Raw genomic sequence first — 25,496 nt, forward strand, 5'->3', positions numbered from 1 at the left:
CTTAAAATCGATCGGAATTTTGGAATATAGATATTTGGCAGATGCCGTCCTTAAAACGGGGAAATAGTCGGATCGATAAAGATTTGCATGTCAGGCGATGGTGCTATTTGAGCGGAAAGATGGACCGGGCTCAGACAGCAGGGCGGGAACGTTTCTTTAGCCATTTTTGATTGCATTGATGGTGTTTCTCCTTTTGCACGCTTCCTTTTATCCTGCGCTTGATAAGGCGGGATCCATAGCCTTCTGAATTTAAGTTTTGTCATGCGTTTCCCACCTCTATATGAAAGTATTTCTTGAAATAAAATGTGAGAAAGGAGTAATGTAATGGCGAAATTTCGGGGGGAACTTTGCTTTGGCAGGGACTGGTTTTGTGCAAATGATCCATTATCTTGAGGCAAAAAAAATCATAGCTGAATCACCAAAGCGGTTTGAGGCAATCGGAACATACAACCATCAACTTGGACAATGTGAAACTTACAGTATTTTTAATACGATATAAAATTTTCCCTTCCATAGCTGAAGGTTTTGGTTTGTAAACACAGCGTAAATGTACGGTAAGGACATTACTTAAGCAAAGCACCCGAATGAATCGGGTGCTCAGACCGTTGACAAAACAGGTCGGATTTTTAAAATCCGACCTGTTTTTGTCCATTTTATTCTATTATTTCGATCAGAAGGCTGGCGGTTAGGACCTTTCCAGGTCCAATTCGCCAGCTTTTTCAGATTCATGGCAGCGAAAACAAGCATCGCCTGCATGGACAATTTTTTCTTTCCCCGTAGGGTTGTCCAGCGCAGGCCATGCTTATGTTTTAAATCGGCAAAAACTCGTTCGATCGTCTCTTTACGTTTGGCATAGATTTGTTTATTCTCTTCCGTATGCCGAAGATGATCAGCTTCGTCTAAATGATCCTGCCAGATATGTCTGTGAATCATCTTTCGATGATCTCTACTTTCTGTACATGTATGTAGTAATGGACATGGTTTACATCGTTTTGGATCTGAAGCATACTCTCGATAACCTTGCCGATTGGTTGTGCGATAGGAGAGAATATGGTCTTGCGGGCAGATATAGACATCATAAAATTCATCGTAAACATACTCGTGTTTTCTCATGAATCCTTTTTTGGTTTGCGGACGCGTGTAAGGCATAACAGGGCGAACGTTTTCTTCATGAAGAAATTTTGCGATAACCGGTGTTTTGTATCCGGCATCAACTGCGACCGTATGAGGCTTGGCAACGCGCTCTTTTACTTGTTGAAACAGCGACGCGAACACTTGGCTGTCATGGATATTGGCAGGCTCAACAACCGTTCCCAGCACAAATCCGTTCCGATCACAAGCTGTATGAAATCCATAGGCAAAAAGACGTTCTCGTTCGCCTTTGACAAAATATCCGCTCTCAGGATCAGTTGTACTTTCCTTTACTTCTCGTTCCTCTAAGCATCGCCTGGGCTTTAAGGGCTTTTTTCCGTTCGCTTCGCGATCGGCATTAATTTCTTGATCTAGCTGCTCCTGATAAGCTCTTGTTTCTTTTCTTACGATCTTTTTCACAAACTTTTTCTTATTGGCATTCGCTTTGACATGTGTGCTGTCGATGAAGGCGACCGAAGGATCGACGAGGCCGAGATCCATGGCTTGACGTAAAATCTTATAGAAGATTGTTTCAAATAGGTCTGTGTCATGAAAGCGACGTTCATAGTTTTTACTGAAGGTTGAAAAATGAGGGATTTTTTCAGAGAATCCATATCCAATAAACCAGCGATAGGCTACATCAGTTTCGATTCGCTTAATGGTTTCGCGCATGGAGCGATGACCAAACACGTATTGAATGAGCACCATTTTAATCAGTACAACAGGATCAATACTTGGACGCCCTTTTGAAGAATAAAGAGGGGCAACTTTTTCATAAATAAATGAAAAATCAATGGCTTCTTCCATCTTCCTGACCAAATGGTCTTCAGGTACAAGCTCACTTAAGGCAAAGACTTCAAGCTGTTCACGCTGATCTTTAGAGTGTTTGGTCAACATGGTAAAACCTCCAAAAATTAGATTCCACACACATTTTAACAAAAAAAGCTTGTCGATCAAGCCACTTTTTTTGTGACTTTGTCGACAAGCTGAGCACCCGAATGAATCGGGTGCTTTCTTCCTTTTTAGAGCTCGATAACAAAATACTCTTAATTATTCTCTGTTTTTTCAGTTAGCACAGCTTTTTATTGTTTTTAAATATTTCACTTTTTTCATTAAAATTGAGCAGATTTGTCCAGCGCATTGATAAACGTCTTCACGTTTTTCTTATCCTGCATAATGGGGGAATAAATATAGGAAAGGGTTCTGTTAAACGTTTGGTTTTTCAGCTTGATTAAGGAAAGGTTTCCGTGCTGGACGTCTCTGTCGATGACGCTCCTAGACAGCAGGGAAAGCCCGATGCCCGTCATCAAGGTTTCTTTTATGCCTTGATTGCTGCTGATCATAAGAAACGACTTCACTTTTAAACCGTTTGACCGAATGACGTGATTAAGGTATTCGCGGGTTCCTGATCCGACTTCCCTCGTTACCCATGTCTGATTCTGAAGATCGGCCATCGTCACTTCCTGTTTTTTTGCGAGCGGATGATCGCTTGAAGCGGCGATGTACAGTTCGTCCTGCATGAAAGCATGGACGGAAAGATCTTTTTCGTTTGTCTGCCCTTCAATTAAACCGATGTCAACCTTATACAGACGGACGGATTGCACGATTTCTTCCGTATTGCCGATGACGACTTGAAGTTCAAGCTCCGGATAGTCGTTTTGGAGGTCAAACAGCAAAGCGGGCAGAATATACTCGCCGATCGTAAAGCTAGCCCCGATTTTCAACTCGCCTTTAATGGAATTGTGATGGTCGAGAATGTCCTGTTTTGTCTGTTCATATATCGTGATCATTTGTTTTGCCCGGTCGTATAGAATTTCACCTGTAGGGGTGATCTTTAACAATTTCGGTGAGCGTTCAAACAGCTTTGTCTGGAATTCTTTCTCAAGGTTTTTAATGTGCATGCTCACGCTTGGCTGCGACATAAGCAGAATTTCGGCAGTTTTTGTAAAGTTTTTCACTTCGGCAAGGGTGACAAATGTCTTTAGCGCATCATAATGCAAAAGAATCCCACCTTATCTATTAAAAATATTAATAGCTGCAATAATTAATATATATTTTACTAATGCCGCGTATTCCAGTAAACTTTAAATTAGAATCTTTTTTAGGAAATGTTCATCAGACCGCAGGTTACGAGTCATACGAAGATACGCGTTGAACATTTTTGCGTCATTAAAACCGATTTGATTGATGGGAATAGTGGTGCTTGTTATTTTTTTATTCCATAGCGAGGTGGATATCGTTGCAACTTCAGGTAATGAACAGTCCGTTTAATCAGGAGCAGGCAGAGCTCCTCAACCGTCTTCTGCCGACATTGACAGAATCGCAGAAAGCCTGGCTGAGCGGTTATCTGGCGGCGTCCCAGTCCTTTGAGGCAGCGGCCGCGCTGGAGGCGCCGACGGCGGAAGCTCCGGCGGCTCAACCGGTGCAGTCTGTTTCAAAAGAAGTGACCATTCTTTACGGATCACAGACAGGAAATGCCCACGGACTTGCAGAAAATGCCGGCAAAAAACTAAAGGAGCACGGCTTCGAAGTAACCGTTTCATCCATGAGCGACTTTAAGGCGAATCAGCTGAAAAAGATCAAAAACCTGCTGATCGTCGTCAGTACGCACGGTGAAGGGGAGCCGCCGGATAACGCGCTGTCCTTCCATGAGTTTCTCCATGGCAGACGGGCGCCAAAGCTTGATGATCTCCGTTTTTCCGTATTGGCCCTCGGAGACACTTCGTACGAGTTTTTCTGCAAGACGGGAAAAGATTTCGATCAGCGCCTTGAAGAACTCGGCGGGAAAAGGCTTTATCCGCGCGTTGACTGTGATGTTGACTTTGACGAACCTGCGTCCGCCTGGCTTGAAGGCGTTCTCGGCGGTCTGAGTGAAGCCGGGGGACAAAGCGGAAGCCCGGTACAAAGCCAGGCTGCAGCTCCTCAAGCCGCTGAAACGGTCTATTCGAGAAAAAACCCGTTTCGGGCAGAAGTGCTGGAAAATATCAATCTTAATGGACGCGGTTCAAACAAAGAAACGCGCCATCTCGAACTATCGCTCGAAGGATCAGGCCTCACATATGAGCCGGGTGATGCGCTCGGCATTTATCCGGAAAATGACCCGGAGCTTGTTGAGCTTGTGTTGAAGGAGCTCAAATGGAATCCTGAGGAAGTCGTCACCGTTGATAAACAAGGGGAGCGCCTCCCGCTTAAAGAAGCGTTGACTTCGCACTTTGAAATCACTGTTTTAACGAAAAAGTTTCTTCAGCAGGCTGCTGGATTTTCTGAGAATGAAAAGCTGCAAGAACTCACGTCGCCGGGAAACGAAGCACAATTAAAAGAGTATCTACAAGGGCGCGATTTGCTTGATTTTGTGAGAGATTTCGGGCCGTTCAGCGCATCAGCGCAGGAGTTCGTTTCGATTCTCCGGAAAATGCCTCCGCGTCTTTACTCAATCGCGAGCAGCTTTCAAGCGAACCCTGACGAAGTGCATTTGACGATCGGCGCCGTCCGCTATCATGCACACGGGAGGGACAGGAAAGGGGTATGCTCCGTTTTGTGCGCCGAACGCCTTCAGCCGGGGGATACGCTGCCGGTATTCATCCAGCCGAACAAACACTTCAAGCTTCCGGAAAATCCTGATGCGCCGATTATCATGGTCGGACCCGGCACAGGTGTCGCGCCGTTCCGCTCGTTTATGCAGGAGCGCGAAGAAACCGGGGCAAAAGGGAAGTCATGGATGTTCTTCGGCGACCAGCATTTCGTTACAGATTTCCTCTATCAGACGGAATGGCAAAAATGGCTGAAAGACGGCGTGCTGACAAAAATGGATGTCGCATTTTCCCGTGATACGGAAGAAAAAGTGTATGTACAGCACCGGATGCTTGAGCACAGCAAAGAACTGTTTGAGTGGCTTCAAGAAGGGGCGGTATTCTACGTTTGCGGCGATAAGAAAAACATGGCGCATGACGTTCAAAACGCTTTGCTGGACATTATCGAAAAAGAAGGCGGCATGAGCCGTGAAGAAGCGGAAGCTTACTTAGCCGAGATGAAGCAGCAAAAACGCTATTTGCGCGATGTATACTGATTTTGACTGAAAGGGGTTTTTCCAACATGGGGAATCAAATATTAAAAGCGCCTGAAGGCCCGCCAAGCGATGTTGAACGCATCAAAAGGGAAAGCGACTATTTGCGCGGCACCTTGAAGGAGTCGATGCTGGAGAAGATCTCAGCCGGAATTTCCGATGACGATAACCGTCTGATGAAGCATCACGGCAGCTATTTGCAAGATGACCGCGACCTTCGCAATGAGCGCCAAAAGCAGAAGCTTGAGCCCGCGTATCAGTTCATGCTTCGCGTGCGCATGCCGGGCGGAGTGGCCACGCCTGAACAATGGCTTGTCATGGATGAGCTTGCCCGCCAGTACGGTAACGGCACACTGAAGCTGACGACGAGGGAAACCTTTCAAATGCACGGCATTTTAAAATGGAATATGAAAAAAACGATTCAGAAAATCAATTCGGTATTGTTGGATACGATCGCGGCATGCGGCGATGTCAACCGCAATGTGATGTGCGCTTCAAATCCGTATCAGTCTGACGTTCATGCCGAAGTCTATGAATGGTCGAAAAAATTGAGCGATGACCTGCTTCCTAAGACGCGAGCATATCATGAAATTTGGCTTGATGAGGAAAAGGTCGCCGGCACGCCGGAAGCGGAAGAAGTCGAACCAATGTACGGACCGCTTTATTTGCCCCGGAAATTCAAAATCGGAATTGCCGTTCCGCCGTCAAACGATATCGACGTGTTTTCGCAGGATCTCGGTTTTATCGCGATCGTCGAAGACGGCAAGCTTATCGGCTTCAACGTGGCGATCGGCGGCGGAATGGGCATGACGCACGGGGACAAAGCGACATATCCGCAGCTTGCCAAAGTCATCGGCTTTTGCAAACCGGAACAAATCTATGATGTAGCCGAAAAAACGATTACGATTCAGCGCGACTACGGCAACCGCTCCGTCCGCAAAAACGCCCGCTTCAAGTACACGGTTGACCGCCTCGGGCTTGAAACGGTCAAAAACGAGCTTGAAAGCCGCCTCGGCTGGAGTCTCGCTGAAGCAAAACCGTTTCAATTTGATCGTAACGGCGACCGCTTCGGCTGGGTGAAAGGCGTAAAAGGAAAATGGCATTTAACGCTGTTTATCGAAGGCGGACGCGTCACAGACTACGATGACTACAAGCTGATGACCGGCCTGCGCGAAATCGCCAAAGTCCATACAGGCGAATTCCGGCTGACTGCGAATCAAAACTTGATCATCGCCAATGTCTCAAGCCAGAAAAAGAAAAAAATCAGCGAGCTGATCGAGCAGTACGGCTTGACAGACGGCAAGCATTATACGGCGCTACGCCGCAGCTCGATCGCGTGCGTCGCGCTGCCGACGTGCGGACTGGCTATGGCAGAATCGGAACGCTATTTGCCTGTTTTGATTGACAAGATCGATGAGATTATCGAAGAAAACGGACTTCGCAATGAAGAGATCACGATCCGGATGACCGGCTGTCCGAACGGCTGCGCCCGGCACGCGCTCGGCGAAATCGGGTTTGTCGGCAAAGCGCCCGGCAAGTACAACATGTATCTCGGCGCCGCGTTTGACGGCAGCCGCCTGAGCAAAATGTACCGGGAAAACATCGGCGAGGAAGAGATTTTAAACGAACTTCGCACGATTCTTCCGCGCTATGCAAAAGAGCGCGAGGAAGGCGAGCGTTTCGGCGACTTCGTCATCCGCGCGGGCATCGTTAAAGAAACGACAGACGGCACGAATTTTCACGATTGATGAAAAACCGCCTTGGCTTATTGGCCGAAGCGGTTTTTTTTCGGGTATGACACAGGCTTTATCGGACTGTACATTGGCTCAAGACCTTGATAAACTCATGCGCCGCCGGGGAGATTTCATCGAATGAGTGCGCAATAATGCCGATCTCGCGGGTGATTCGGGGAAAGATATCCTTTTTGACCAGCTCATGTGATACAGACGAAAGCGTAAAGTTTGAAATGATGCCGATTCCTAATTGATGTTTGACCATATTCATCAATGTTTCTGCGTTTTGGACCGTCAAGGTTTCCCTTAATTCGATTCCGTGCTGCTCTAGCGTTTGCGATACGGCGATTTCATGGCCGCCTTTGCAAAATATTATATCGTCCCGGTACGCTTTAAGGTCGACGAGTGCAGCGTCCTTTAAGCCTGCATGCTCCTCAGGGATGACGGCTACCATGTAATCGCCGAACAATACTTGACGGTCAAACGGTTCAAACGGGGATGTGACGATCCCGAAATCAACCGTTCGATCCTCTACCCATCCTTTGATCTGCTCTGACGTCCCTTCGGTTAATTCGATGTGAACGAGCGGGTATTGCGCTCTAAATGCCGCGATGGCCTGCGGCAAAAGATTCGTCGAGACGGCAGGGAACGAACCGATCTTCACCTTCCCGCTTAACAGTTTGTTTTCCCGGTCGGCCACTTGCTGCATTTTGCTTTCGATTGCTTTCATTTGCCTTGCCAGCAGCAGTATTTCCTTTCCGACGTCAGTCAGGATTAAGCCGTTCTGTTTATCCCTAATAAATAATCGGACATGCAGCGCGTTCTCCAGATTTTTAATCGCTTTGCTTACCGCCGGCTGTGAGATGAACAATTCTTTGGCGGCTTCTGTAATATTCAGTTTTTCTGCGACCTTCACAAATATGTGCAGGTAATTCATATTCATCACCAATTGGTTATACCCCCGATAATTAATATGTATTTCAGTTATATGTAAAGGTAGCATATCATAAAAACGAGCACAACATCTTACAAGAAAGGCGGCTGGATTTTATGATCAAGGTCATACTTGGAATCGTTTCGGTTACGCTCATTTGGGGCTATACATGGGTGACGATGAAACTGGCGATCCACGACATTCCCCCGTTGCTGTTTTCAGCTTTGCGGCTGTTCATCGGAGCGGTTCCTTTATTTTTCATTCTCTTCATCAGAAGGAAAAAACTCTCGATCGGAAAAGCGCATCTAAAAAACTATATCATCATGAGTCTGCTAATGGGTCTCGGATATATGGGGATCTTAACGTACGGCATGCAATTCGTCGATTCGGGAAAAACGTCTGTTTTGGTGTATACCATGCCGATTTTTGTTACCGTGATCAGCCATTTTACATTAAACGAGAAAATGAACGTTTATAAAACGCTCGGCTTGATATGCGGTTTCACCGGGCTTTTATTCATATTCGGCAAAGACAGTTTCAATGCCGGCCACGGTGCGATCATAGGGGAGCTTTGCGTCCTTACGGCGGCGCTCAGCTGGGGGATCGCGAATGTTTTCAGCAAACTGCGATTCAAGGATATTGATATCATTCATATGAATGCCTGGCATCTCATGATGGGAGCTGTCATGCTGCTCGCCTGTTCCTTTATATTGGAACCTGCTCATGCAATCGAGTGGTCAAGCAGCGCTGTTCTGTCATTATTATTTAATGGTTTGTTTTCGACCGCTTTTACATTTGTCGTTTGGTTTTGGGTGCTCAATCAAATCGAAGCGTCTAAGGCATCCATGGCTTTAATGTTCGTCCCCGTGCTCGGACTCTTGTTTGGGTGGCTGGAGTTGCATGAGCAGATTACGATCCAGATCATGATCGGAGCAGTCTTGATATGCTGCGGGATCTTCATGAATACGTTCAAATTTGCCCAAAACAAAGCATGAATTTTCTATGTCGATACATCTCCCTCTAAAAAAGATATGGTAATATCAAATGGGGGGATGAAAAATGAAAATTGAACATATTGCAATTTGGACGAATAACTTAGAGGAAATGAAAGATTTTTATACGAGGGTTTTCAACGGCACGGCAAACGAAAAATACGTCAATCCGAAAAAGCAGTTTGAATCATATTTTATACAGTTTGAATCAGGAACCCGGCTTGAGCTGATGAGGCGGCCGGATGTCGCAGACGGAAGCGGGGAAAAAGAAGGCTATGCGCATATGGCGTTCTCTCTGGGTTCACGTGAAAAGGTAGATGAAACGACCCGCCGGTTAAAAGAGGAAGGCGTCCGTATCGCCGGAGAGCCCCGGTTGACCGGAGACGGCTATTATGAAAGCGTCATTCAGGATCCGGACGGCAACCTTGTTGAACTGACGGTATAACGGTGAAAAAAGCTAATGTCTTTTTTAGACATTAGCTTTTTTATTTAGATGGCGGCATCCAGCTGATTGATTTTCCACTTGTTGTTTTCCTTTACGAATGTGATTTTTCTTTTTGCAGAAGGCGATCCGTCCTTGGCAGGCACGGTAAATTCATACGTGCGGGCATTGCCTTTTTTGGAGATCAGTTTGAATGTTGCTTTCTTCCAATCTAACAGGTTGTCCCCGTCGCCGACCGGAACGGCCATTTTTCCTTTATAACTGATGATATTGTATTTTTTTAATCCGTTCGTGATCGCATCTTTTGTGAAAACGGGGGTCAAGTAATTCGTCAATTTTGCTTTCGTGCCGAATTCACTGCACATGTAAACATAAGGCAAATTTTGATATTCAAACGTTTTCGTTACGCATGTCGAGTGTTTTGCTTTCGGATTGTGGCCGGTCATTGTATTCCAAAAATGTTCGCGGGCCTGTAATGTCATCGTCAAAACCTGTTGTTTCGTTAAGTCACCTGATGTATGTTTCGCGGCAATTGTCGTATGGATCGGCAGAATCAAGAAGGCAGTCAAGGCAAAAACGATAAATTTTTTCAATGTAACTCTCTCCTTAAGAAAAATAATATCTCTTATGTTACAAATGTTACAATAATTACGGTTAGATTACAATATGTTTTCGAAGAAAATTTTTCCGTCCGCTGTTTTGCTGAAAAAATCTTTTTTTCTCCTTGATAAATGATATAAAATGAGACTTCGGCAAACATCGGCGTTAGGGTCTGTCCACAATACCAATACCCCATTCCCTTTAAATATAAACAGTTTGATCATTTTTTAAAAATTTAAAATTTTTTATAAAATCCAACTATATCAGTAAACAAACTGTAACTGAATTCACACCGATCTGTCACGGGGATGACATTTTGCTGTGTTACGATTTTCCCTGTTAGTTTCAAAAGAGCTAACAAGGGAGGATTTTAACTTATGAAGAAGACAATAATGTCCTTGGCTGCAGCCGCAGCTATGTCAGCGACTGCATTCGGAGCAAGCGCCTCAGCAAAAGAGATTAGTGTTGAAAAAGGGGACACGCTCTGGGGGATTTCCCGCGAATACGGGATGAACCTAAAGGACTTGAAAAAATGGAATCAGCTTTCCACAGACATTATTTTGCCTGGTCAAAAGCTGAACATTTCTTCTCAAGAAGAAAACTCAGATCAAAAGCAGTACACCATCAAACCGGGAGATACATTATCAAAAATCGCTCGAGAGTTCGGTGTTTCTGTGAACGATCTTCAAAAGTGGAACAACCTCAAATCGGACTTGATTTTTGCCGGAAAAACGCTGGCGGTAACCGGAGGTGGGACGGGTCTGAAAGCACCTGTTAAACAAGCAGCCGTCCGAAGCGAACAGCCTGAGGCGCCTGCAAAACAGAAAGCAGTCTCAAGCAGCAAGCCGGAATCGGCTGCAAAAGAAATCACCGTTACAGCAACAGCATATACGGCAAACGACGGCGGCATTTCAGGCATTACGAAAACAGGAGTCGATCTGAATGCCAACCGGGATGCCAAAGTAATCGCGGTTGACCCGGACGTGATACCGCTAGGTTCCAAAGTGTATGTTGAAGGCTACGGCGAAGCGACCGCTGAAGACACCGGAAGCGCCATTACCGGGCATAAAATCGACGTATTTATTCCAAATAAAGCAGACGCGCTTGATTGGGGCGTTAGAACGGTTAAAGTGAAAATATTAGATTGATATAGAAAGGCACGGATTTGTATTCCGTGTCTTTTTTATATGTCATACGTTTGCCACCTATAGATGAAAGCGATTTCTTCTCTCGAACTCCAATTCGGTAGCAATGGAATGGGTTGTGGGCAGCACTCCTTCTACGGCGAGCAGAAAGATTGAATTGCACGCCAGAAACGGCATGATCAAAGCCTCTGGAAGCATAACCGGTCCCCAAACCTTTACAGGCTACGCCGAGTATCTCGAAAGCCCGACGGGAAAAAGATTCCGGCTGGAACGATTGTCGCACTTGAAGGCGATAAGATCAGACCGGCGGAAAAAGGCGACAATCTCTTCGGCGTCATCTCGGAAACCGCCGGTGTGGTCCTCGGGGAAGCAAGCCTTCACTGGTCAGGCCGCTACGTCAAGAATGAGTTTGGCGGATATGTGTATGAACTGCAAGCAGGCCCTGACGGCGAAAAGGTCATGGCCCTAAAGAAAATCCGGATTACCGCCCTGACCAAGAATACGAGTCAAGAAACGATCGCGATGAATGGAATGTGGTCGGCCTTGCCGGACAGGTGTATATCAGATGTGGCGAAACAGTCAAGGCAGACGGTTTGATTGTAGCAGACTCGGGAATCGCAACGAAAGCAGATCAACCGGAACAGCGCTGGCAGGCCATGAGGATTACGTCGGAATATGATGCTCAGCGCGGATATGGAATTGCCCTCGTATTTATTCTCTGAAAAAAAGCAGTCCGGCTTGATCCCGGACTGCTTTTTTTACATATGCTGCACCTCTTTATTTTTGGCCTTGATCAGAAAAGAGAGCGCCAGTGCGACAACGGCGAACCCTATCGCGACAAAGTAAGCCGTATGAACGCCCGCTGTCATCCCCTGCATTTGCAAATCTTTTTCGTTTGTAATCGCAGATTGCCGGATAAACCGGTTTGAAACGGTTGTCAAGATTGTCGTGTATAAAGCCGGGCCGATCGCGCCTGATACTTGGTTGACCGTATTCATAATCGCTGAACCATGCGGGTACAAGGGCTTGGGCACCTGGTTTAATCCGAGCGTCATGACAGGGGCCATCGTGAAACCGACGCCGAGCGTAAAGCCCGCGTACAGCATCATGGCGGCAGCCATCGATGTGCCGCTTGAGATCTTTGTAAACAGCAGGAGAACGCAGATGACAATGATTAAACCGGCGAGAAGAAGCGGCCTGAAGCCGAGCTTATCAAAAAGGCGTCCTGCAACAAGAGAAGTCAAAGCAAGGACCAGTCCGCCAGGCAGCATCAGCAAGCCGGTAGACAAAGGCGAAAGGTCGAGCGCCATTTGGAAGTAGAGCGGCAAAATCAGCATCATCGAAAATTGCAGCATCATGATGAGCCACACGAGGACGACTGTCGTTGAAAACACCTTGGACCGGAATGGCCGCATATCGAGCATCGGCTCTTTTAATGTGAGCTGCCGGCGTACAAATAAGACTAATCCGATGATCCCCGCCGCCAGTCCGATGACGACCTTCGGGCTGTTCCAGCCGGCTTCTCCCGCGTTGCTGAAGCCAAATACGATTCCACCGAATCCGATGGTAGACAACATGATCGATAGAATATCAATTTTCGGGTTGGTCTGTTCGGTCACATTTTCTAAGCGGAATGCCGCATAAATGATCATGAAAAGCGCAACGGGCAGCATCATGAAAAAGACGACCCGCCATGAATAATGTTCGACGATGAAGCCTGAAATGACTGGACCGATAGCAGGCGCAAATAAAATCACAAGCGTCATCATCCCCGTCATCGTTCCGCGCTTCTGCGGCGGAACGAGTGTCAGGATGACATTCATCACCAGCGGTAAAATAAGTCCCGTCCCCGAACCTTGAATAATCCGCCCTGTGAGGACGAGGGGAAAGACGGGGGCAATGCCTGCCAAAAGGGTTCCCGCTGTAAATAAGCTCATCGCTGTAAGAAACAGCTGTCTTGTCGTAAAGCGCTGCATGAAAAAGGCAGTAACCGGCACGGCGATTCCGATCATCAGCATGTATCCTGTTGACATCCACTGTGCCGTATTTGCTGATACGTTAAAGTCTTCGATCATCTTCGGCAATGCAACATTCATTACCGTTTCATTTATCAAAGCGAGGAAATTGCCCACGATTAAAATGGCGATGATCATAAATGTGCTTCTATTGGTATGCTCCATTTCATTTCCCCTCCTTGATTATCGTTTGAATGTGTTCGGCGGCGGCGCTTAACGGCAGCCCGCTTTTTTTCGTGACGGACAGCACATAAGCGCCTTCTATCATGGCTTGTATCGCGATGCTCAGCGTTTTGGCTTTTTCTTTCTGAAAGCCGGACCGTATGAGCTTTTCTTCGTAAACAAGCCGCCAGTCTTCGTAAACTTGATCACACGCTTGTCTGAGCGTTTCGCTGAATGACCATGTTTCTGAAGCGAAAGAGACGATCGGAATGTCCTCGTAATCCTCCATGATGTATTCCTCAAACCCGTCGGCCATCGTCTGAAGATAGGCTTGAAACGCTTCTGCAGGATCCGGTGATCGGCTGATCGCAGACCTGATAAATGCTTTAACCGCTTCACCGGTCATTTTGATGGCTTCTGCTGCAAGCTCTTCTTTGCCTCCGGGGAAGTAGTAATAAAGCGAGCCTCTGGGAGCGCCGCTTTCTGCCGTGATTTGATTTAAGCCTGTCGCATGGTAGCCTTGCTTGCGGAATAATCGCGAAGCCGTGCGTAAGATGTTGTCCCGGCTGCTTGTTTTTTCCTTCATCCGTTTTATCACCTTTCATTTTATACTGATCGGTCTATATAAATTATAGCGAAAAAAAGAGCCTTTTCTAAAGGCCCTATTTTGAAATGATTGCAATGGACTATTTTTTTCAGATATTTTCCGCCTTGTTCTTTTCGTCAATGTCTTCAAACGCCTGCTGGATCACGAATAAAAACATACAGGCTATGATTTCAACATCAAGAGGGATCGTGATGCTGTCCATCATCTCATCGGCAATGTGAATCGCGAGCCAGGTAAAGAAGCATTCGATTGCAAATGTTATGAATTTATGCCCGATCAGCAGGGCGAGAATTTTTTCGGGAATTTCAAAAATAAAACCGATCACAAAGCTTAAAAGAATAAACAGCAGCAGGGAGCCCGGCGAATCATAGGTAACGCCGAAAATCGCGAAAAAGCCGGTCACTCCGAAAAAACAGGTGCCGACGAGTAGCGCAAGGGCAAATATGATCAGAAGAAAGATGAGCGTAACGACAAGCATGTTCCCGAGTATATTTTTCATCATTTGGCATTCATTCCTAATCTGACAGTATACTTCTGATCATAACAAAAAAATTAGAAAATGTAATTTACAATCGGAGTAAGTTTATTTAAACCTTATGAATACTGAAGGGAAAGGGGATATTTTAAAAAGCTCCCCCAAAACTTCCCCCAGCTGCTTTTAAAGCGTGACTAAATGCCTCCACAGTTTCTTGTTCCAGATCCTTGAATGAGTGACCATAAATCTTTAAAATCATTTGTGGGGTGTTTCCCAAACGGTCTGCGATCACTTTGACGGGTATTCGCTGACTTATTAAAACTGTTGCATGGGTGTGGCGTAAGCCGTGAACCGTAATCGGCTTACAGCCAGCCTTTGCACAGATAGGTTTTATTTTATCACTAAGGGTACGGTAGCTTGCCGGCTCGGCTGTCTTAGTGGAAATGAAGACAAAATCATCATCAGATAGATGTTTCCCCACTTTGAGCATGGCCTGTTTACACCAGGCTCGGTAAGTTTTTAGCTTCTCTATTATTATGTCATCAACGGGAATTGTCCTGTAACTATTTTTAGTTTTGGGTGATCTAACTCCGTTTTCATCTCGTGTTCGCTCTACTGTGAGAGTCTTCTCTCCAAAATCAATATTTCCCCATTTTAGACCGAAAGCCTCACCTTTCCGCAACCCTGTAAATGCTAACAGTAAAGCAAGTGAGTATTCTGTGATATCTAATTTTTCTTTTGCAGTAGTTAGAAATCTGTATAACTCGTCGGGAGTTAAAAAATTTTCATCATCCTTTTTCAACGAAATGGTTATTCTATTAAAACGATTTCTAGGAATGATTTCATCATCCACTGCTGCATTTACAGCTGTTTTGAAAACACCGTGGAATAGTTGGACGGTTCTAGGTTTGTAATCCTTTAAGAGTTCATTGATGAAAACACGTTTATAGAGTGTTTTGTCTAAATTGGATAATTTATATTTACCCAGTAAAGGTTTTATATGATACCTAATAGCATTCTTACGATATTTCTGGGTAGAGATTTCCCAATCGTTTTTATAGGATTCAAACCATATATCCATCCATTCTGAAACCGTTAAATTGGATTTTTCAACTTGTTTAGCGCCACGGTCTAATATTGAGGCCTTCACTTCAAGTAAAGCCCTATAGGCGTCATTTTCATTTTTGAAGCCCATCTTGCCTTTTTCTCTTCTGTTCCCCAAGGCATCATAATACCGATGTCTATAGCACCATCGTTTTTCCTTTTTGGCATTGAAATAATAATACAGTTCTTGATCTTTTTTTGATTTATACAATTTCATTTAAATCTTCCCTTTCGTGCGTGGACAGACGCTTTAAAAGGGGAGAAGATATCTGCCGTAAAAATCACAAATCACGGTCAGATCATTTAAGGGCATCACCTCCTTTAATGAACAGAATATATGTTCTGTTTTTAGGTTAAAAATTTTTAGCGATGTTAGATATGACTAACTGTTCTGGGATTCCGTATTGTTCAATTGCTTCTTTCACAGTTACACAGCCATTAAAGGATGAGAACAACAAATTAATTGCGAAAAAATTCGCTTCCAACTCGATTCGATCTGTTGAAAATAGAGTCTGCCTTTTTAAAAAAGGAGTGTTTGCGTCTGGATGAAAGATCGCATGACCTAATTCATGGGCGCAAATAAACTCCTTACTATGTTCATTCGCATTCTGATTAATGTGGATGACTTTAACTCTGAAATGCCTACTGTAGTACCCCAAAGCTTTTCCTAAATCTTCATAAACCACCTCAATTCCTAATTCTTTTGCAATTTTAAATGGATTGTTTGTTTCAAATTTCTTTGTTATTGATTTGATTTTTGCAGTAATTGACTCCACAAAAAGGCACCTACTTACGATATTTTTTAGGAGTGAATTTTTGTTTTGAAATTCTTTTGGCAAGACGTAGGGAGTTTTCCAAGCTTGCAATTAACAGCTCTCTATCTTCGTCGTCCATATCGTCAAGAGTTTGGCCGTCAAATGCAGCATATCCGTTCTTGCCTTCTAATCCTTCTATAATTTTTTGTAGCTCTTTTTGTATATCTCTTTCATCTTTAGCAGTAAGTTCAGGCTCAAAGTTTTCTTTTTCTGTTCTGCCGAGAAGGTAATCAACTGAGACGTTAAAATAATCAGCTACTTTTTGAACTTTGTCTATACCTGGAGTTTTTTCATCCCATCTTCTAATTGTCCCATTTGATAATTTGGTCTTCCTTTCAAGTTCAGCCAAAGATATTTTATGCTCTTTTGCCAACTTTTTTATCCTTTCAACTATTGTCATATCAACCATCCTTAAATGAGCCTATGACAAAAATTAAACTTTATGCTATTTTTGTGTTGACAATTAGCATATAGTTTATTAAACTGTGTTCATAAGCTACTTATTTAGCTTTCAGGACACTACAAACTAAAGCCTAAGACCACGTTCCCCAACGTAAAAGGCTGTAATTGTAGGGTTTATTCGCTATGCTTAGATATTAGCATATATCCTATTTTTCAGTCAACAAAAAGCTAAATAATTAGCAAAAAATATATAGGAGGTGTTTTCTGTGGAATTGGATTTCGGAAAAAGGGTTAAGACCTGGTTAATACTCAATGGTATGCAGCAAAAAGAATTAGCCGAAATGCTAAACATTTCAGGCCCCTATCTCTCCGACATTTTACACGGTAAAAGAGAAGGCAAAAAAATCAGAGAGAAAATTGTCAAGATCCTAGACATGAAGGAGGTTTCATAATTTGCCGATTGCTGAGATCAATATTGATGTGAATCAGTCAGAAATTAGAGATTACATCAATCAAAAATTAGACGAAACCCTTAAAAATACGCTTTTCACTTGGGATCTTGATGAAATGTCAAAAAGAACTTGTATGAGTAAATCGTTTTTGGAAAATGAGTTCTTGCGCGATCCCCGGATGAAGCTTCTCGAAAGAAGAAAAGAAAAGGGTAAGCGGTTTTGGTTTTATGAACAAAGTTTAGTTGTCATGAAAGAGATCATGGACGAATGGTAAAAAAAATACGCGTGGACAGACGCTTTAAAATCCTAATCTTTGAAGGGGGGTGAGGAATTGAAGATCAAAACAAAAGAATGGCTTGCTCTAAGTGAAGCGGAGCGTTTTATGAAGATTTATCAAGCATTTACAAAATCGAAAGGAGCTCAAGCATGAACCTAAATCATTTTCTAAAAGCTGACCGCGAAAAGGCGGGAAGGCTGATCGAGTCAACTCAATACCTTATTTCTGAATTGCTTCCCGCTGCCATTGAGGACCAGGACTTTATTGGGTGCGTGGAAATTGCGGCGACAATCATTTCAAATTGCAAGGACCTTAAACGGATGGAGCACCCGGAACAGGTAGTCCGGCTTCACGAAATCGCGTCCAAATTCGCAGGTAGAGGGTTAAACGTTTCAACTGTAAGGAGAACGTTTCAATGAATATCGAACATCCAATGATCACGGAGATCAACCGTTACGGCTATCCTTTGGAATATTTGAAGTATGAAGACGAGGACGGGCAGGATGATGACAAATAAAAAAGCCGCCTTGGCAGAGGCGACCTAGAAGAATACTTATTCAGCGCCATTATATCATGTGGCTGCATTGAAGAAAATAGGAGGTAATTTTTAATGAATATCACTGTGAATATTAAGGCACCTGGATTGGCTGATGCTATCCAAGCGCTTGCAAAAGCTCTGGACAATATAGAAGTAGTTTTGGACAGCAAGGCCGTTGCCCAAGAAACAGAAAAGGCCCCACAGGTTGAAACGCCGCCTACTGAGGACGTAAAAGAAGAGCCGTCAACCCAAGAGGAAGAAGAAGAAACGCCGACTATTAGCAAGGAAGTTGTCAGGGATAAGCTTGCGGCATTGGCCCAGGAAGGCAAGCAAGCCGAGGTCAAAAAACTATTCGCGAAGTTTGGTGCGAAAAAGCTTTCAGACGTTCTGCCCGAAAAATACGCTGAACTACTCAAGCATGCGGAGGCCCTATAATGGCAGACCATTCAAGCCGGGCGCACGCCCTGCTTTCCGCCTCTGGCTCAAAAAGGTGGCTCACTTGTACACCAAGTGCCCGGCTGGAGCAGGAGTTTGAAGAGTCTACGAGCGTTTTTGCCGAAGAAGGTACCCTGGCCCATGAATTATCAGAAGTTCTTTTACAATACCATTTCGGGCAAATTTCTAAAACGGCCAGGACGCGACGGCTGAACAAACTAAAAAAACATGATCTTTTCTCTCAATCCATGCTCGACTATGTCACAAGCTATACTGATCTTGTGGTTGAAAGGATCAACGCGCTACAGGCTGGGACAAGGGACGCTACTATCCTTCTCGAGCAGCGCTTAGATTATAGCGAATGGGTGCCGGAAGGCTTTGGGACCGGTGACGTGGTGGCGATCAGTGACAACGTAATGGAGATTATTGATCTGAAATACGGGAAAGGTGTGCCTGTCTCCGCTCAGGAAAACACACAGATGCGTCTGTATGCCTTGGGCGCTATCAATCAATTCGGAATGCTTTATGACATTGAAACTGTCCGCATGACAATTATTCAACCCCGTCTCGATAGTGTATCAACAGACGAAATCAAAACTGATCAGCTTTTGGCCTGGGCTGAGGAATTTGTTAAGCCTCGGGCTGAAATGGCCGCAGCAGGAGAAGGGGAATTTATTTCCGGTGATCATTGCCGGTTCTGTCGTGCGCGCTTTACTTGCAGAAAGCGGGCAGAAGCAAACCTGGAGCTTGCAAAATATGATTTCAAAGCGCCTGAACTACTTTCAGAAGAAGAGCTCGGCCAGATTCTTTATGAGGCTGAGGAATTAAAACGGTGGGCGAAAGACGTCCAGGATTATGCTTTATCGCAAGCAGAAAACCACGGCAAGAGGTTCCCAGGGTGGAAGCTTGTCGAAGGCCGGAGTATCCGGAAATATGCCGATAAAACCGAGGCAGCCGCCAAGCTTCTTGAAGCTGGCTATTCGGAAGGAGAGATATACAATAAAGAGCTTCTTGGCATATCCGCCCTGGAAAAATCAATCGGTAAAAAAGCATTTAATGAACACCTTGGCGATCTTGTCGTGAAGCCTACGGGGAAACCGACCCTGGTTCCAGAATCGGACAAGCGCCCCGAGATCAATTCAGTTGAATCGGCGCAAGCTGATTTTCAATAAAAAAACTTAAAAACAAAGGAGAAATGAAACAATGGCAGTTAACACAAATTCAAGCACAAAGGTAATCACAGGAAAGGTTCGCTTTTCTTACGTTCATATTTTTCAACCGCACGCGATTGAAGAAGGCCAGGAACCAAAATACAGCATGTCAATCATCATTCCAAAGTCAGATAAAGCAACACTGAAAAAAATTAAAGCTGCAGTAGAGGCAGCAAAGCAAGCAGGGGCCAGCAAGTGGGGCGGTAAAATCCCGAAAAACCTCAAAACCCCTCTACGTGACGGTGACGAGGAAAGACCGGATCAGGAAGAATACGCAGGAGCTTACTTCTTAAATGCTTCCAGCAAGACGCGACCTGGTGTTGTCGATGCTCACCTAAATGAAATTATTGACTCTGAGGAAGTCTATTCCGGATGCTATGGCCGCGTGTCTATCAACTTCTACCCGTTTAACACAGCCGGAAACAAAGGAATTGCATGCGGCCTAAACAACGTACAGAAATGGGAAGACGGGGACTATCTCGGCGGTCGCTCTCGCGCTCAAGATGACTTTGACGCCCTCGATATCGAGGAAGACGATGACGACGACTTTTTAAGCTAATTTGAAGGCTTTAGGGGAGACGATTGTTTCCCCTCTTTTAAAAGAGTAGGAGGCTGTAAATATGAAAAAAGTTTGGCTTGTAGTAACTCAATATAGGGATGTCGATGAGTACGAAGATAAAGAAATTTTAGCGACTTTCACCGAGAAAGAGGACAGGGCAATGCTTGAATACTTAGGCGATATAGTGACTTCTAAGACCCGTTTTCTCGAAAAAATATTTGAGCTCGACTTACTGAAAGGTGAGCTGTCTGAAATGGATCTAAAGCTTTCAAACGGGAAGCTCTGTATTGAAAAGAAAAAGGCGTGAAATTCATGAAAACGTTAGCCATTGACATAGAAACCTATTCCAGCGTTGATCTGATCAAGTCAGGCGTCTACGCCTATACGGAGGCTCCGGACTTTGAAATTTTGCTGTTTGCTTATGCTTTTGATGATGAGCCGATCCAAATAATTGATTTAGCCCAGGGCGAAAAGCTCCCCCCTGAACTTTTGGCAGCTTTGACGAGCTCCAAAGTCATTAAAACCGCATATAACGCCAATTTTGAAAGAACGTGTATCGCCAAACATTTTGACCTTTTGATGCTGCCGGATCAATGGCGTTGTACGGCCGTGCATGCGACAACGCTCGGGCTCCCAGGCAATCTTGATGGCGTAGCAAAATCAATGAAGCTGGAAGCTCAAAAAGATAAAGCCGGCAAAGCGTTAATCAGGTATTTTTCCATTCCGTGTAAGCCAACAAAGGCGAACGGTGGGCGAACCCGTAACCTTCCTGAACACGATCCGGAGAAATGGGAAAAATTTAAGGCTTATTGTATCCAGGACGTTGAAGTGGAACGGGCTATTCGGAAACGCCTAATAAAATACGAGGTTCCACAATCAGAACAATCTTTATGGGCGCTTGATCAGGAGATCAATGACCGCGGGGTCCGGGTAGATACGGAATTGGTCAAGCATGCTATAGCTTGTGACACGTCATATCAAAACAAACTGATTGCAGAAGCAAAGGAACTGACGGGCTTAGAAAACCCAAATAGCGTTTCTCAATTAAAAGCCTGGCTAGAAGAAAAAGGACTAAAGGTAACGAGCCTCAATAAAGATGCTATTTCGAAGATGGTTGATAAGACAGAAGATGAAACCGTCAAACGGGTTTTGAAGCTCCGCCAGGAGCTATCCAAAACTTCCGTTAAAAAGTATCAAGCGATAGAAAGGGCGCTTTGCCAGGATAACCGCGTCCGGGGACTGCTTCAATTTTACGGTGCGGGCAGAACGGGTAGGTGGGCCGGCAGGCTTGTCCAGGTTCAGAACCTGCCGCAAAACAAACTATCAGACCTGAACACCGCCCGTAAGCTGTTAAAAGCCGGTCAGTATGAAATGATCGAACTTCTTTTTGACCAAGTGCCTTTTGTATTATCGCAGCTTATCCGGACAGCGTTCATACCATCTGAGGGCTGCCGGTTTATTGTTTCGGATTTCGCCGCAATAGAGGCACGGGTCATTGCCTGGCTTTCAGGTGAAAAATGGCGCTTAGATGTTTTCAATACACACGGCAAGATTTACGAAGCCTCTGCCTCTCAAATGTTCAGTGTGCCGGTTGAATCGATCACCAAAGGAAACCCATTGCGGCAAAAGGGGAAAATCGCTGAATTGGCCCTAGGCTATCAGGGCGGAAAGGGCGCGCTAATACAAATGGGCGCCTTAGACATGGGGCTCAAGGAAGAAGAGCTCCCGGAATTGGTTAGCGCTTGGCGTGAGTCCAACTCAAACATCGTGAAATTTTGGTATGACGTTGAAAAGGCTGCAATCTCGGCAGTTCGCGACCGCAAGGAACAACGGTTGCAGCACGGATTAATTTTCTTCTATGAGTCCGGCATTCTATTTATTCAACTTCCATCTGGCCGCCGCCTGGCATATGCCCGGCCAAAGCTTATACGCGATGAACGTTTTGGAAAAGACGCTCTGACTTATGAGGGCACGGAAAACGGCAAATGGACTAGGCTGAATACTTACGGCGGGAAGCTTACGGAGAACATTGTCCAGGCCGTCGCCCGCGACTGTCTCGCTGTCGCATTGAAGCGTTTGGATGCTGCCGGCTACCGGACGGTTATGCACATTCATGACGAAGCCGTTTTGGATACTGAGGAAGGAACCGGCTCGCTGGAACACGTTGAAAAGGTGATGGGTGAGCCTATCCCTTGGGCGAAGGGGCTGCCGCTGACAGCTGACGGGTTTGTCACAGATTACTATAAAAAAGATTGATAGGGGCTGAAAGCATGCGATTTTTGAGAAGCCTTATAGCCCTGCTCGGGCTTTTCTTGTTTGCTAGGAAAAGAGATTCCGAATATATGAAATGGATTGAAAAAGACGGGAGATGATGCCTGATGATTGATCATATAGCAGATGTAATAGAATGCCCTCATTGCAAATGGAAAATATCGAACATTCACGATTATTTAGAGGTGGGTGATGAGGCGGGAGAATTTGAAATGCATTGTGTAAGATGCAAAAAGCCTTTCAAAGTTGATTTTCATAGCGTTTTTTATTTCGCAACTGAAAAAATATAATCGGCCGGAGTCGGGAAGGAGAATGAAGATGAAAAAAGCTATCGCAACTATTGTAGTCCTGCTGCTTGTCGCTATTATAACCGGCTGCCAATCAGAGTCGTGGGACAGAACAGCAAAAGACATTGAGTCAGAGCATAACGGATTGAATCGAACAGCAACCGTCTACGATCAGAATGGAAACAAGATCAAAACCTACAAAGGCAAGTTTGATGTTGAAGTTAATGACTATGGGAACAAAGTGAAATTCGATCTGGACGGCAAACGAATCATAATTAACAACGCTGTTGTGATCGTTGAAGAAAATTGAAAGGAATGGAGGGAGCTTGCCGGTGATGGAAACAGCTTTTAAAAAACGAGTGCAGCATGACGGGTCTATCACCATCGCAACAGGTCGCAACCGTTGGGACAAGGCTTGGAAGAACAAAGACATTCTTTGGTCCGATCTGCTGAAGAAGCTATCAACACCAAATTACACATCTGAAACCTTGGCAGAGTATAAAAAAATGTCGAAGGCGCAGCAGGACCAAATAAAAGACGTCGGCGGGTTCGTCGGCGGTACTTTAAAGGGTGGCCGGCGAAAAACTGACTCTGTTGTCTGGCGCCAGGTGGTTACGCTGGATGCTGACTTTATCAAAGGTGATCTGTGGGCGTCGGTTGAAATGATGTTCGATTTTGCGTGCGCCGCGTACTCAACGCATAAGCACAGCAGCACAGCTCCAAGGTTGCGCCTGGTTATTCCGTTAAAACGGCCTATAACACCTGACGAGTATCAGGCAGTCTCCCGACGCTTGGCGGCGGATTTAGGCATTGATTTTTTCGATGATACAACATATCAGCCGCATCGGCTTATGTATTGGCCGTCAACTTCTAAAGATGGAGAGTTCGTTTTCAGGCTGCAAGATTTGCCCTGGCTTGATCCTGACGAGGTCTTATCCCGGTACACAGATTGGAAAGACCCGTCTTATTGGCCTGAATCGTCCAGGCTTCAAAAACAACGTCAGAAGCTCGCGGACAAGCAAGGTGACCCCCACGAGAAAAACGGAATGGTCGGGGCCTTCTGCCGCACGTATTCAATTACTGAGGCAATCGAAGCATTTCTATCTGATGTGTATGAAGAAGCAGGGCCGGGGCGCTTTACCTATAAAGCCGGTTCTACGACCGGCGGCCTGATTCTCTATGATGACGATAAATTTGCCTATTCCCATCATGGTACGGACCCGATAGGCGGGCAACTGGTCAATGCGTTTGATCTGGTTCGTATTCATAAATTCGGCATGCGCGATGAGGAAGCCGAGCCAGGGACGCCGGTCGTCCGGCTCCCGTCTTTTACGGCCATGACTGAGTTCGCTCAGGCGGATAAAAACGTCAAGCGAACTTTAGGTCAGGAAAGACTAAAGGCAGCAAGCGAAGAATTTGGAGTTATTGAGGATGTAGATAGCGATTGGTTTGAAAAGCTTGACGTCAAAAAGAACGGCGATATTCTTTCTACCGCCAAAAATATAATTTTGATATTACAAAATGATCCGCACCTGGCCGGGAAGATTGCCTGGAATGATTTTTCCCATCGGGCCGCCGTCTTAGGTGATCTACCTTGGCGCAAGCTATCAGAGGGGGATTATTGGACGGACAGAGACGATGCTTCTTTACGTAACTACCTTGAAACTGTTTATAGAATTTCAGGTCAAGGAAAGGTTCATGATGCGCTTATGGAGGTGCAGGGGAAAAACAAATTCCATCCGGTACAAGATTATCTCAATAGCCTGGAATGGGATGGGCTGCCCCGTCTTGACACGCTGTTCATTGAATACCTGGGTGCTGAAGACTCTGAGTATGTCCGGGCCGTAACCCGTAAGATATTCACGGCAGCAGTTGGCAGGGTCCTGAAACCTGGACTGAAATTCGATAATGTCCTAGTTATGGTGGGGCCGCAGGGAGTCGGGAAAAGCTACATTATCAAAAAACTTGGTATGGGCTGGCACTCTGATTCGATCACTACCGTTCAAGGGAAAGAAGCCTATGAACAATTACAAGGCGCCTGGCTCATTGAGCTAGCCGAGCTGTCCGCTACCCGGAAAGCTGAGGCGGAGGCCGTTAAGCATTTCATATCGAAACAGGAGGACAGCTATCGGGTAGCATACGGCCGCCAGATTTCCGTTTTCCCACGGCAGTGCGTTTTCTTTGGTTCAACGAATGATGTGACATTTCTGAAAGACCGAACCGGGAACCGGCGGTTTTGGCCCGTTGTGGTTGCCGTTCAAAAGCGTACAAAAAACCTCTGGACGGACATGAACCAATATGAAATTGATCAGATTTGGGCGGAGGCTGTTGACTGTTGGAACGAAAAAGAGCCTCTTTACCTGTCCGGTAAATTGGCAGAGGCCGCAAAAGAAGCTCAGGAGGCACATACTGAGGAAAGCGTCAAAGCCGGTTTGATCGAGGAATATTTAAACCGGTTGCTTCCCGAGGATTGGGCCAAAAAAGACATCGGCGAGCGAAGACGATTCATCCATGGCGTCGACTTTGGAGAAACGGACGAGGGAACAGTCCAAAGGGACAAGGTTTGTGCGATGGAGGTATGGGTTGAATTGTTTGAGGGCGACCCAAAACAAATGTCACCAATCCAAGCGCGTGAAATTAACGATATCCTTAGACGCATACCAGGCTGGACCGAATACACCAAAAATCGGGGCCGCCTGTATTTCGGTAAAAACTATGGATACCAGAGGGCCTTTATTAAGGGTTAAAAACATACGACCATAAGTCAAAAATATACGTCCATACTGATTTTGGGTACTTGAAAATCATACGTCCATACGTCCATGAAATACATCCATATTTTAAGG

The 25,496-nt window shown here is 45.3% G+C and carries 26 protein-coding genes and 2 pseudogenes; 17 read left to right on the forward strand and 11 right to left on the reverse strand.

Features of this window, described 5'->3' with window-relative positions; genetic code table 11:
* Positions 1-50 precede the first annotated feature (50 nt).
* The 3 genes from NSQ39_RS22650 to NSQ39_RS22660 form a co-directional block, all read right to left on the reverse strand.
* Positions 51-263: a hypothetical protein gene (locus tag NSQ39_RS22650; RefSeq protein WP_046131159.1), complete on the reverse strand. Its 213-nt coding sequence runs from the start codon at positions 261-263 to the stop codon at positions 51-53.
* A 334-nt stretch (positions 264-597) separates the two neighbouring features.
* Positions 598-2,028: an IS1182 family transposase gene (locus tag NSQ39_RS22655; protein WP_065894240.1), complete on the reverse strand. Its 1,431-nt coding sequence runs from the start codon at positions 2,026-2,028 to the stop codon at positions 598-600.
* A gap of 215 nt (positions 2,029-2,243) precedes the next feature.
* Positions 2,244-3,131: a LysR family transcriptional regulator gene (locus tag NSQ39_RS22660; RefSeq protein ID WP_046131158.1), complete on the reverse strand. Its 888-nt coding sequence runs from the start codon at positions 3,129-3,131 to the stop codon at positions 2,244-2,246.
* A 239-nt stretch (positions 3,132-3,370) separates the two neighbouring features.
* Between NSQ39_RS22660 and NSQ39_RS22665 the strand changes: the two genes are divergently transcribed.
* Together NSQ39_RS22665 and cysI are read left to right on the forward strand one after the other, a co-directional pair.
* Positions 3,371-5,197 (forward strand): assimilatory sulfite reductase (NADPH) flavoprotein subunit, encoded by a 1,827-nt coding sequence (locus tag NSQ39_RS22665; protein WP_175076329.1) that lies wholly within the window; start codon positions 3,371-3,373, stop codon positions 5,195-5,197.
* 26 nt (positions 5,198-5,223) lie between these two features.
* Complete coding sequence (gene cysI / locus NSQ39_RS22670; RefSeq protein ID WP_046131156.1) at positions 5,224-6,942, forward strand: assimilatory sulfite reductase (NADPH) hemoprotein subunit; 1,719 nt, start codon at positions 5,224-5,226, stop codon at positions 6,940-6,942.
* A gap of 58 nt (positions 6,943-7,000) precedes the next feature.
* Here the strand turns inward: cysI and NSQ39_RS22675 are convergent, their stop codons facing one another.
* Entirely contained in the window at positions 7,001-7,876 is an 876-nt protein-coding gene (locus NSQ39_RS22675) for a LysR family transcriptional regulator (protein ID WP_175076328.1), read from the reverse strand.
* Positions 7,877-7,977: 101 nt separating this feature from the next.
* Here NSQ39_RS22675 and NSQ39_RS22680 point away from each other — a divergent pair, with 101 nt between their 5' ends.
* Positions 7,978-8,856, forward strand: a complete 879-nt coding sequence (locus NSQ39_RS22680; RefSeq protein WP_175076327.1) for a DMT family transporter — start codon at positions 7,978-7,980, stop codon at positions 8,854-8,856.
* 64 nt (positions 8,857-8,920) lie between these two features.
* Positions 8,921-9,298 carry a VOC family protein gene (locus NSQ39_RS22685; RefSeq protein ID WP_046131153.1) on the forward strand — a complete coding sequence of 126 codons (378 nt, stop codon included), beginning with the start codon at positions 8,921-8,923 and terminating at the stop codon, positions 9,296-9,298.
* A gap of 44 nt (positions 9,299-9,342) precedes the next feature.
* Here the strand turns inward: NSQ39_RS22685 and NSQ39_RS22690 are convergent, their stop codons facing one another.
* Positions 9,343-9,888, reverse strand: coding sequence for an IseA DL-endopeptidase inhibitor family protein (locus tag NSQ39_RS22690; protein WP_175076326.1), 546 nt, complete (start codon positions 9,886-9,888; stop codon positions 9,343-9,345).
* Between the two features lie 384 nt (positions 9,889-10,272).
* On the opposite strand from NSQ39_RS22690, the gene NSQ39_RS22695 reads away from it, so the two are divergent.
* The 3 genes and pseudogenes from NSQ39_RS22695 to NSQ39_RS22705 form a co-directional block, all read left to right on the forward strand.
* Positions 10,273-11,043 carry a 3D domain-containing protein gene (locus tag NSQ39_RS22695; RefSeq protein WP_175076325.1) on the forward strand — a complete coding sequence of 257 codons (771 nt, stop codon included), beginning with the start codon at positions 10,273-10,275 and terminating at the stop codon, positions 11,041-11,043.
* 103 nt (positions 11,044-11,146) lie between these two features.
* Positions 11,147-11,637: pseudogene (locus NSQ39_RS22700) on the forward strand (peptidase G2 autoproteolytic cleavage domain-containing protein).
* Positions 11,565-11,762: pseudogene (locus NSQ39_RS22705) on the forward strand (peptidase G2 autoproteolytic cleavage domain-containing protein); the annotation flags it as partial. The pseudogenes NSQ39_RS22700 and NSQ39_RS22705, both read left to right, overlap by 73 nt.
* 36 nt (positions 11,763-11,798) lie before the next feature.
* Here the strand turns inward: NSQ39_RS22705 and NSQ39_RS22710 are convergent.
* The 6 genes from NSQ39_RS22710 to NSQ39_RS22735 all read right to left on the reverse strand — a co-directional run bounded on the left by NSQ39_RS22710 (position 11,799) and on the right by NSQ39_RS22735 (position 16,618).
* Positions 11,799-13,220, reverse strand: coding sequence for an MDR family MFS transporter (locus tag NSQ39_RS22710; protein ID WP_175076324.1), 1,422 nt, complete (start codon positions 13,218-13,220; stop codon positions 11,799-11,801).
* Position 13,221: 1 nt separating this feature from the next.
* Complete coding sequence (locus NSQ39_RS22715; RefSeq protein WP_046131148.1) at positions 13,222-13,803, reverse strand: TetR/AcrR family transcriptional regulator; 582 nt, start codon at positions 13,801-13,803, stop codon at positions 13,222-13,224.
* A gap of 109 nt (positions 13,804-13,912) precedes the next feature.
* The gene (locus NSQ39_RS22720; protein ID WP_046131147.1) at positions 13,913-14,326 is read right to left on the reverse strand and encodes a YrvL family regulatory protein; all 414 of its coding nucleotides are present in this window, start codon (positions 14,324-14,326) and stop codon (positions 13,913-13,915) included.
* A 121-nt stretch (positions 14,327-14,447) separates the two neighbouring features.
* Positions 14,448-15,620, reverse strand: a complete 1,173-nt coding sequence (locus NSQ39_RS22725; protein ID WP_341017494.1) for a tyrosine-type recombinase/integrase — start codon at positions 15,618-15,620, stop codon at positions 14,448-14,450.
* Between the two features lie 136 nt (positions 15,621-15,756).
* Positions 15,757-16,179, reverse strand: a complete 423-nt coding sequence (locus NSQ39_RS22730; RefSeq protein ID WP_341017496.1) for an ImmA/IrrE family metallo-endopeptidase — start codon at positions 16,177-16,179, stop codon at positions 15,757-15,759.
* A 10-nt stretch (positions 16,180-16,189) separates the two neighbouring features.
* Positions 16,190-16,618: a helix-turn-helix domain-containing protein gene (locus NSQ39_RS22735; protein ID WP_057957673.1), complete on the reverse strand. Its 429-nt coding sequence runs from the start codon at positions 16,616-16,618 to the stop codon at positions 16,190-16,192.
* A 268-nt stretch (positions 16,619-16,886) separates the two neighbouring features.
* Between NSQ39_RS22735 and NSQ39_RS22740 the strand changes: the two genes are divergently transcribed.
* The 10 genes from NSQ39_RS22740 to NSQ39_RS22785 all read left to right on the forward strand — a co-directional run bounded on the left by NSQ39_RS22740 (position 16,887) and on the right by NSQ39_RS22785 (position 25,397).
* Positions 16,887-17,072, forward strand: a complete 186-nt coding sequence (locus NSQ39_RS22740) for a helix-turn-helix domain-containing protein (protein ID WP_341017500.1) — start codon at positions 16,887-16,889, stop codon at positions 17,070-17,072.
* Between the two features lies 1 nt (position 17,073).
* The gene (locus NSQ39_RS22745) at positions 17,074-17,346 is read left to right on the forward strand and encodes a hypothetical protein (protein ID WP_048356264.1); all 273 of its coding nucleotides are present in this window, start codon (positions 17,074-17,076) and stop codon (positions 17,344-17,346) included.
* A gap of 152 nt (positions 17,347-17,498) precedes the next feature.
* A complete protein-coding gene (locus NSQ39_RS22750) occupies positions 17,499-17,768 on the forward strand; it encodes a YqaH family protein (protein WP_341017506.1) in 270 nt (89 codons plus the stop codon).
* A gap of 191 nt (positions 17,769-17,959) precedes the next feature.
* Positions 17,960-18,322: a hypothetical protein gene (locus tag NSQ39_RS22755; RefSeq protein ID WP_341017509.1), complete on the forward strand. Its 363-nt coding sequence runs from the start codon at positions 17,960-17,962 to the stop codon at positions 18,320-18,322.
* Positions 18,322-19,494 carry a DUF2800 domain-containing protein gene (locus NSQ39_RS22760; RefSeq protein ID WP_445662414.1) on the forward strand — a complete coding sequence of 391 codons (1,173 nt, stop codon included), beginning with the start codon at positions 18,322-18,324 and terminating at the stop codon, positions 19,492-19,494. The genes NSQ39_RS22755 and NSQ39_RS22760 overlap by 1 nt, the downstream gene beginning before the upstream one ends.
* 31 nt (positions 19,495-19,525) lie before the next feature.
* Positions 19,526-20,092, forward strand: a complete 567-nt coding sequence (locus tag NSQ39_RS22765; RefSeq protein WP_048355997.1) for a DUF2815 family protein — start codon at positions 19,526-19,528, stop codon at positions 20,090-20,092.
* Positions 20,093-20,153: 61 nt separating this feature from the next.
* Entirely contained in the window at positions 20,154-20,399 is a 246-nt protein-coding gene (locus NSQ39_RS22770) for a hypothetical protein (protein ID WP_006637225.1), read from the forward strand.
* 5 nt (positions 20,400-20,404) lie between these two features.
* Positions 20,405-22,348, forward strand: coding sequence for a DNA polymerase (locus NSQ39_RS22775; protein WP_341017514.1), 1,944 nt, complete (start codon positions 20,405-20,407; stop codon positions 22,346-22,348).
* A 333-nt stretch (positions 22,349-22,681) separates the two neighbouring features.
* Positions 22,682-22,960: a DUF5052 family protein gene (locus tag NSQ39_RS22780; RefSeq protein WP_341017517.1), complete on the forward strand. Its 279-nt coding sequence runs from the start codon at positions 22,682-22,684 to the stop codon at positions 22,958-22,960.
* 25 nt (positions 22,961-22,985) lie between these two features.
* On the forward strand, positions 22,986-25,397 hold the full coding sequence (locus tag NSQ39_RS22785; RefSeq protein ID WP_341017519.1) for a virulence-associated E family protein: 2,412 nt from the start codon (positions 22,986-22,988) through the stop codon (positions 25,395-25,397).
* Positions 25,398-25,496: the final 99 nt, after the last annotated feature.

The organism is Bacillus sp. FSL W8-0848, assembly GCF_038007805.1.
Lineage (GTDB): Bacteria > Bacillota > Bacilli > Bacillales > Bacillaceae > Bacillus > Bacillus glycinifermentans.

What these genes read in the sequence shown, in the direction of transcription:
- NSQ39_RS22650 (WP_046131159.1), bottom strand. Translation starts at nt 263, where the DNA reads ATGACAAAACTTAAATTCAGAAGGCTATGGATCCCGCCTTATCAAGCG.
- NSQ39_RS22655 (WP_065894240.1), bottom strand. Translation starts at nt 2,028, where the DNA reads ATGTTGACCAAACACTCTAAAGATCAGCGTGAACAGCTTGAAGTCTTT.
- cysI (WP_046131156.1), top strand. Translation starts at nt 5,224, where the DNA reads ATGGGGAATCAAATATTAAAAGCGCCTGAAGGCCCGCCAAGCGATGTT.
- NSQ39_RS22680 (WP_175076327.1), top strand. Translation starts at nt 7,978, where the DNA reads ATGATCAAGGTCATACTTGGAATCGTTTCGGTTACGCTCATTTGGGGC.
- NSQ39_RS22685 (WP_046131153.1), top strand. Translation starts at nt 8,921, where the DNA reads ATGAAAATTGAACATATTGCAATTTGGACGAATAACTTAGAGGAAATG.
- NSQ39_RS22695 (WP_175076325.1), top strand. Translation starts at nt 10,273, where the DNA reads ATGAAGAAGACAATAATGTCCTTGGCTGCAGCCGCAGCTATGTCAGCG.
- NSQ39_RS22710 (WP_175076324.1), bottom strand. Translation starts at nt 13,220, where the DNA reads ATGGAGCATACCAATAGAAGCACATTTATGATCATCGCCATTTTAATC.
- NSQ39_RS22715 (WP_046131148.1), bottom strand. Translation starts at nt 13,803, where the DNA reads ATGAAGGAAAAAACAAGCAGCCGGGACAACATCTTACGCACGGCTTCG.
- NSQ39_RS22720 (WP_046131147.1), bottom strand. Translation starts at nt 14,326, where the DNA reads ATGATGAAAAATATACTCGGGAACATGCTTGTCGTTACGCTCATCTTT.
- NSQ39_RS22725 (WP_341017494.1), bottom strand. Translation starts at nt 15,620, where the DNA reads ATGAAATTGTATAAATCAAAAAAAGATCAAGAACTGTATTATTATTTC.
- NSQ39_RS22735 (WP_057957673.1), bottom strand. Translation starts at nt 16,618, where the DNA reads ATGACAATAGTTGAAAGGATAAAAAAGTTGGCAAAAGAGCATAAAATA.
- NSQ39_RS22750 (WP_341017506.1), top strand. Translation starts at nt 17,499, where the DNA reads ATGAACCTAAATCATTTTCTAAAAGCTGACCGCGAAAAGGCGGGAAGG.
- NSQ39_RS22755 (WP_341017509.1), top strand. Translation starts at nt 17,960, where the DNA reads ATGAATATCACTGTGAATATTAAGGCACCTGGATTGGCTGATGCTATC.
- NSQ39_RS22760 (WP_445662414.1), top strand. Translation starts at nt 18,322, where the DNA reads ATGGCAGACCATTCAAGCCGGGCGCACGCCCTGCTTTCCGCCTCTGGC.
- NSQ39_RS22765 (WP_048355997.1), top strand. Translation starts at nt 19,526, where the DNA reads ATGGCAGTTAACACAAATTCAAGCACAAAGGTAATCACAGGAAAGGTT.
- NSQ39_RS22770 (WP_006637225.1), top strand. Translation starts at nt 20,154, where the DNA reads ATGAAAAAAGTTTGGCTTGTAGTAACTCAATATAGGGATGTCGATGAG.
- NSQ39_RS22775 (WP_341017514.1), top strand. Translation starts at nt 20,405, where the DNA reads ATGAAAACGTTAGCCATTGACATAGAAACCTATTCCAGCGTTGATCTG.
- NSQ39_RS22780 (WP_341017517.1), top strand. Translation starts at nt 22,682, where the DNA reads ATGAAAAAAGCTATCGCAACTATTGTAGTCCTGCTGCTTGTCGCTATT.
- NSQ39_RS22785 (WP_341017519.1), top strand. Translation starts at nt 22,986, where the DNA reads ATGGAAACAGCTTTTAAAAAACGAGTGCAGCATGACGGGTCTATCACC.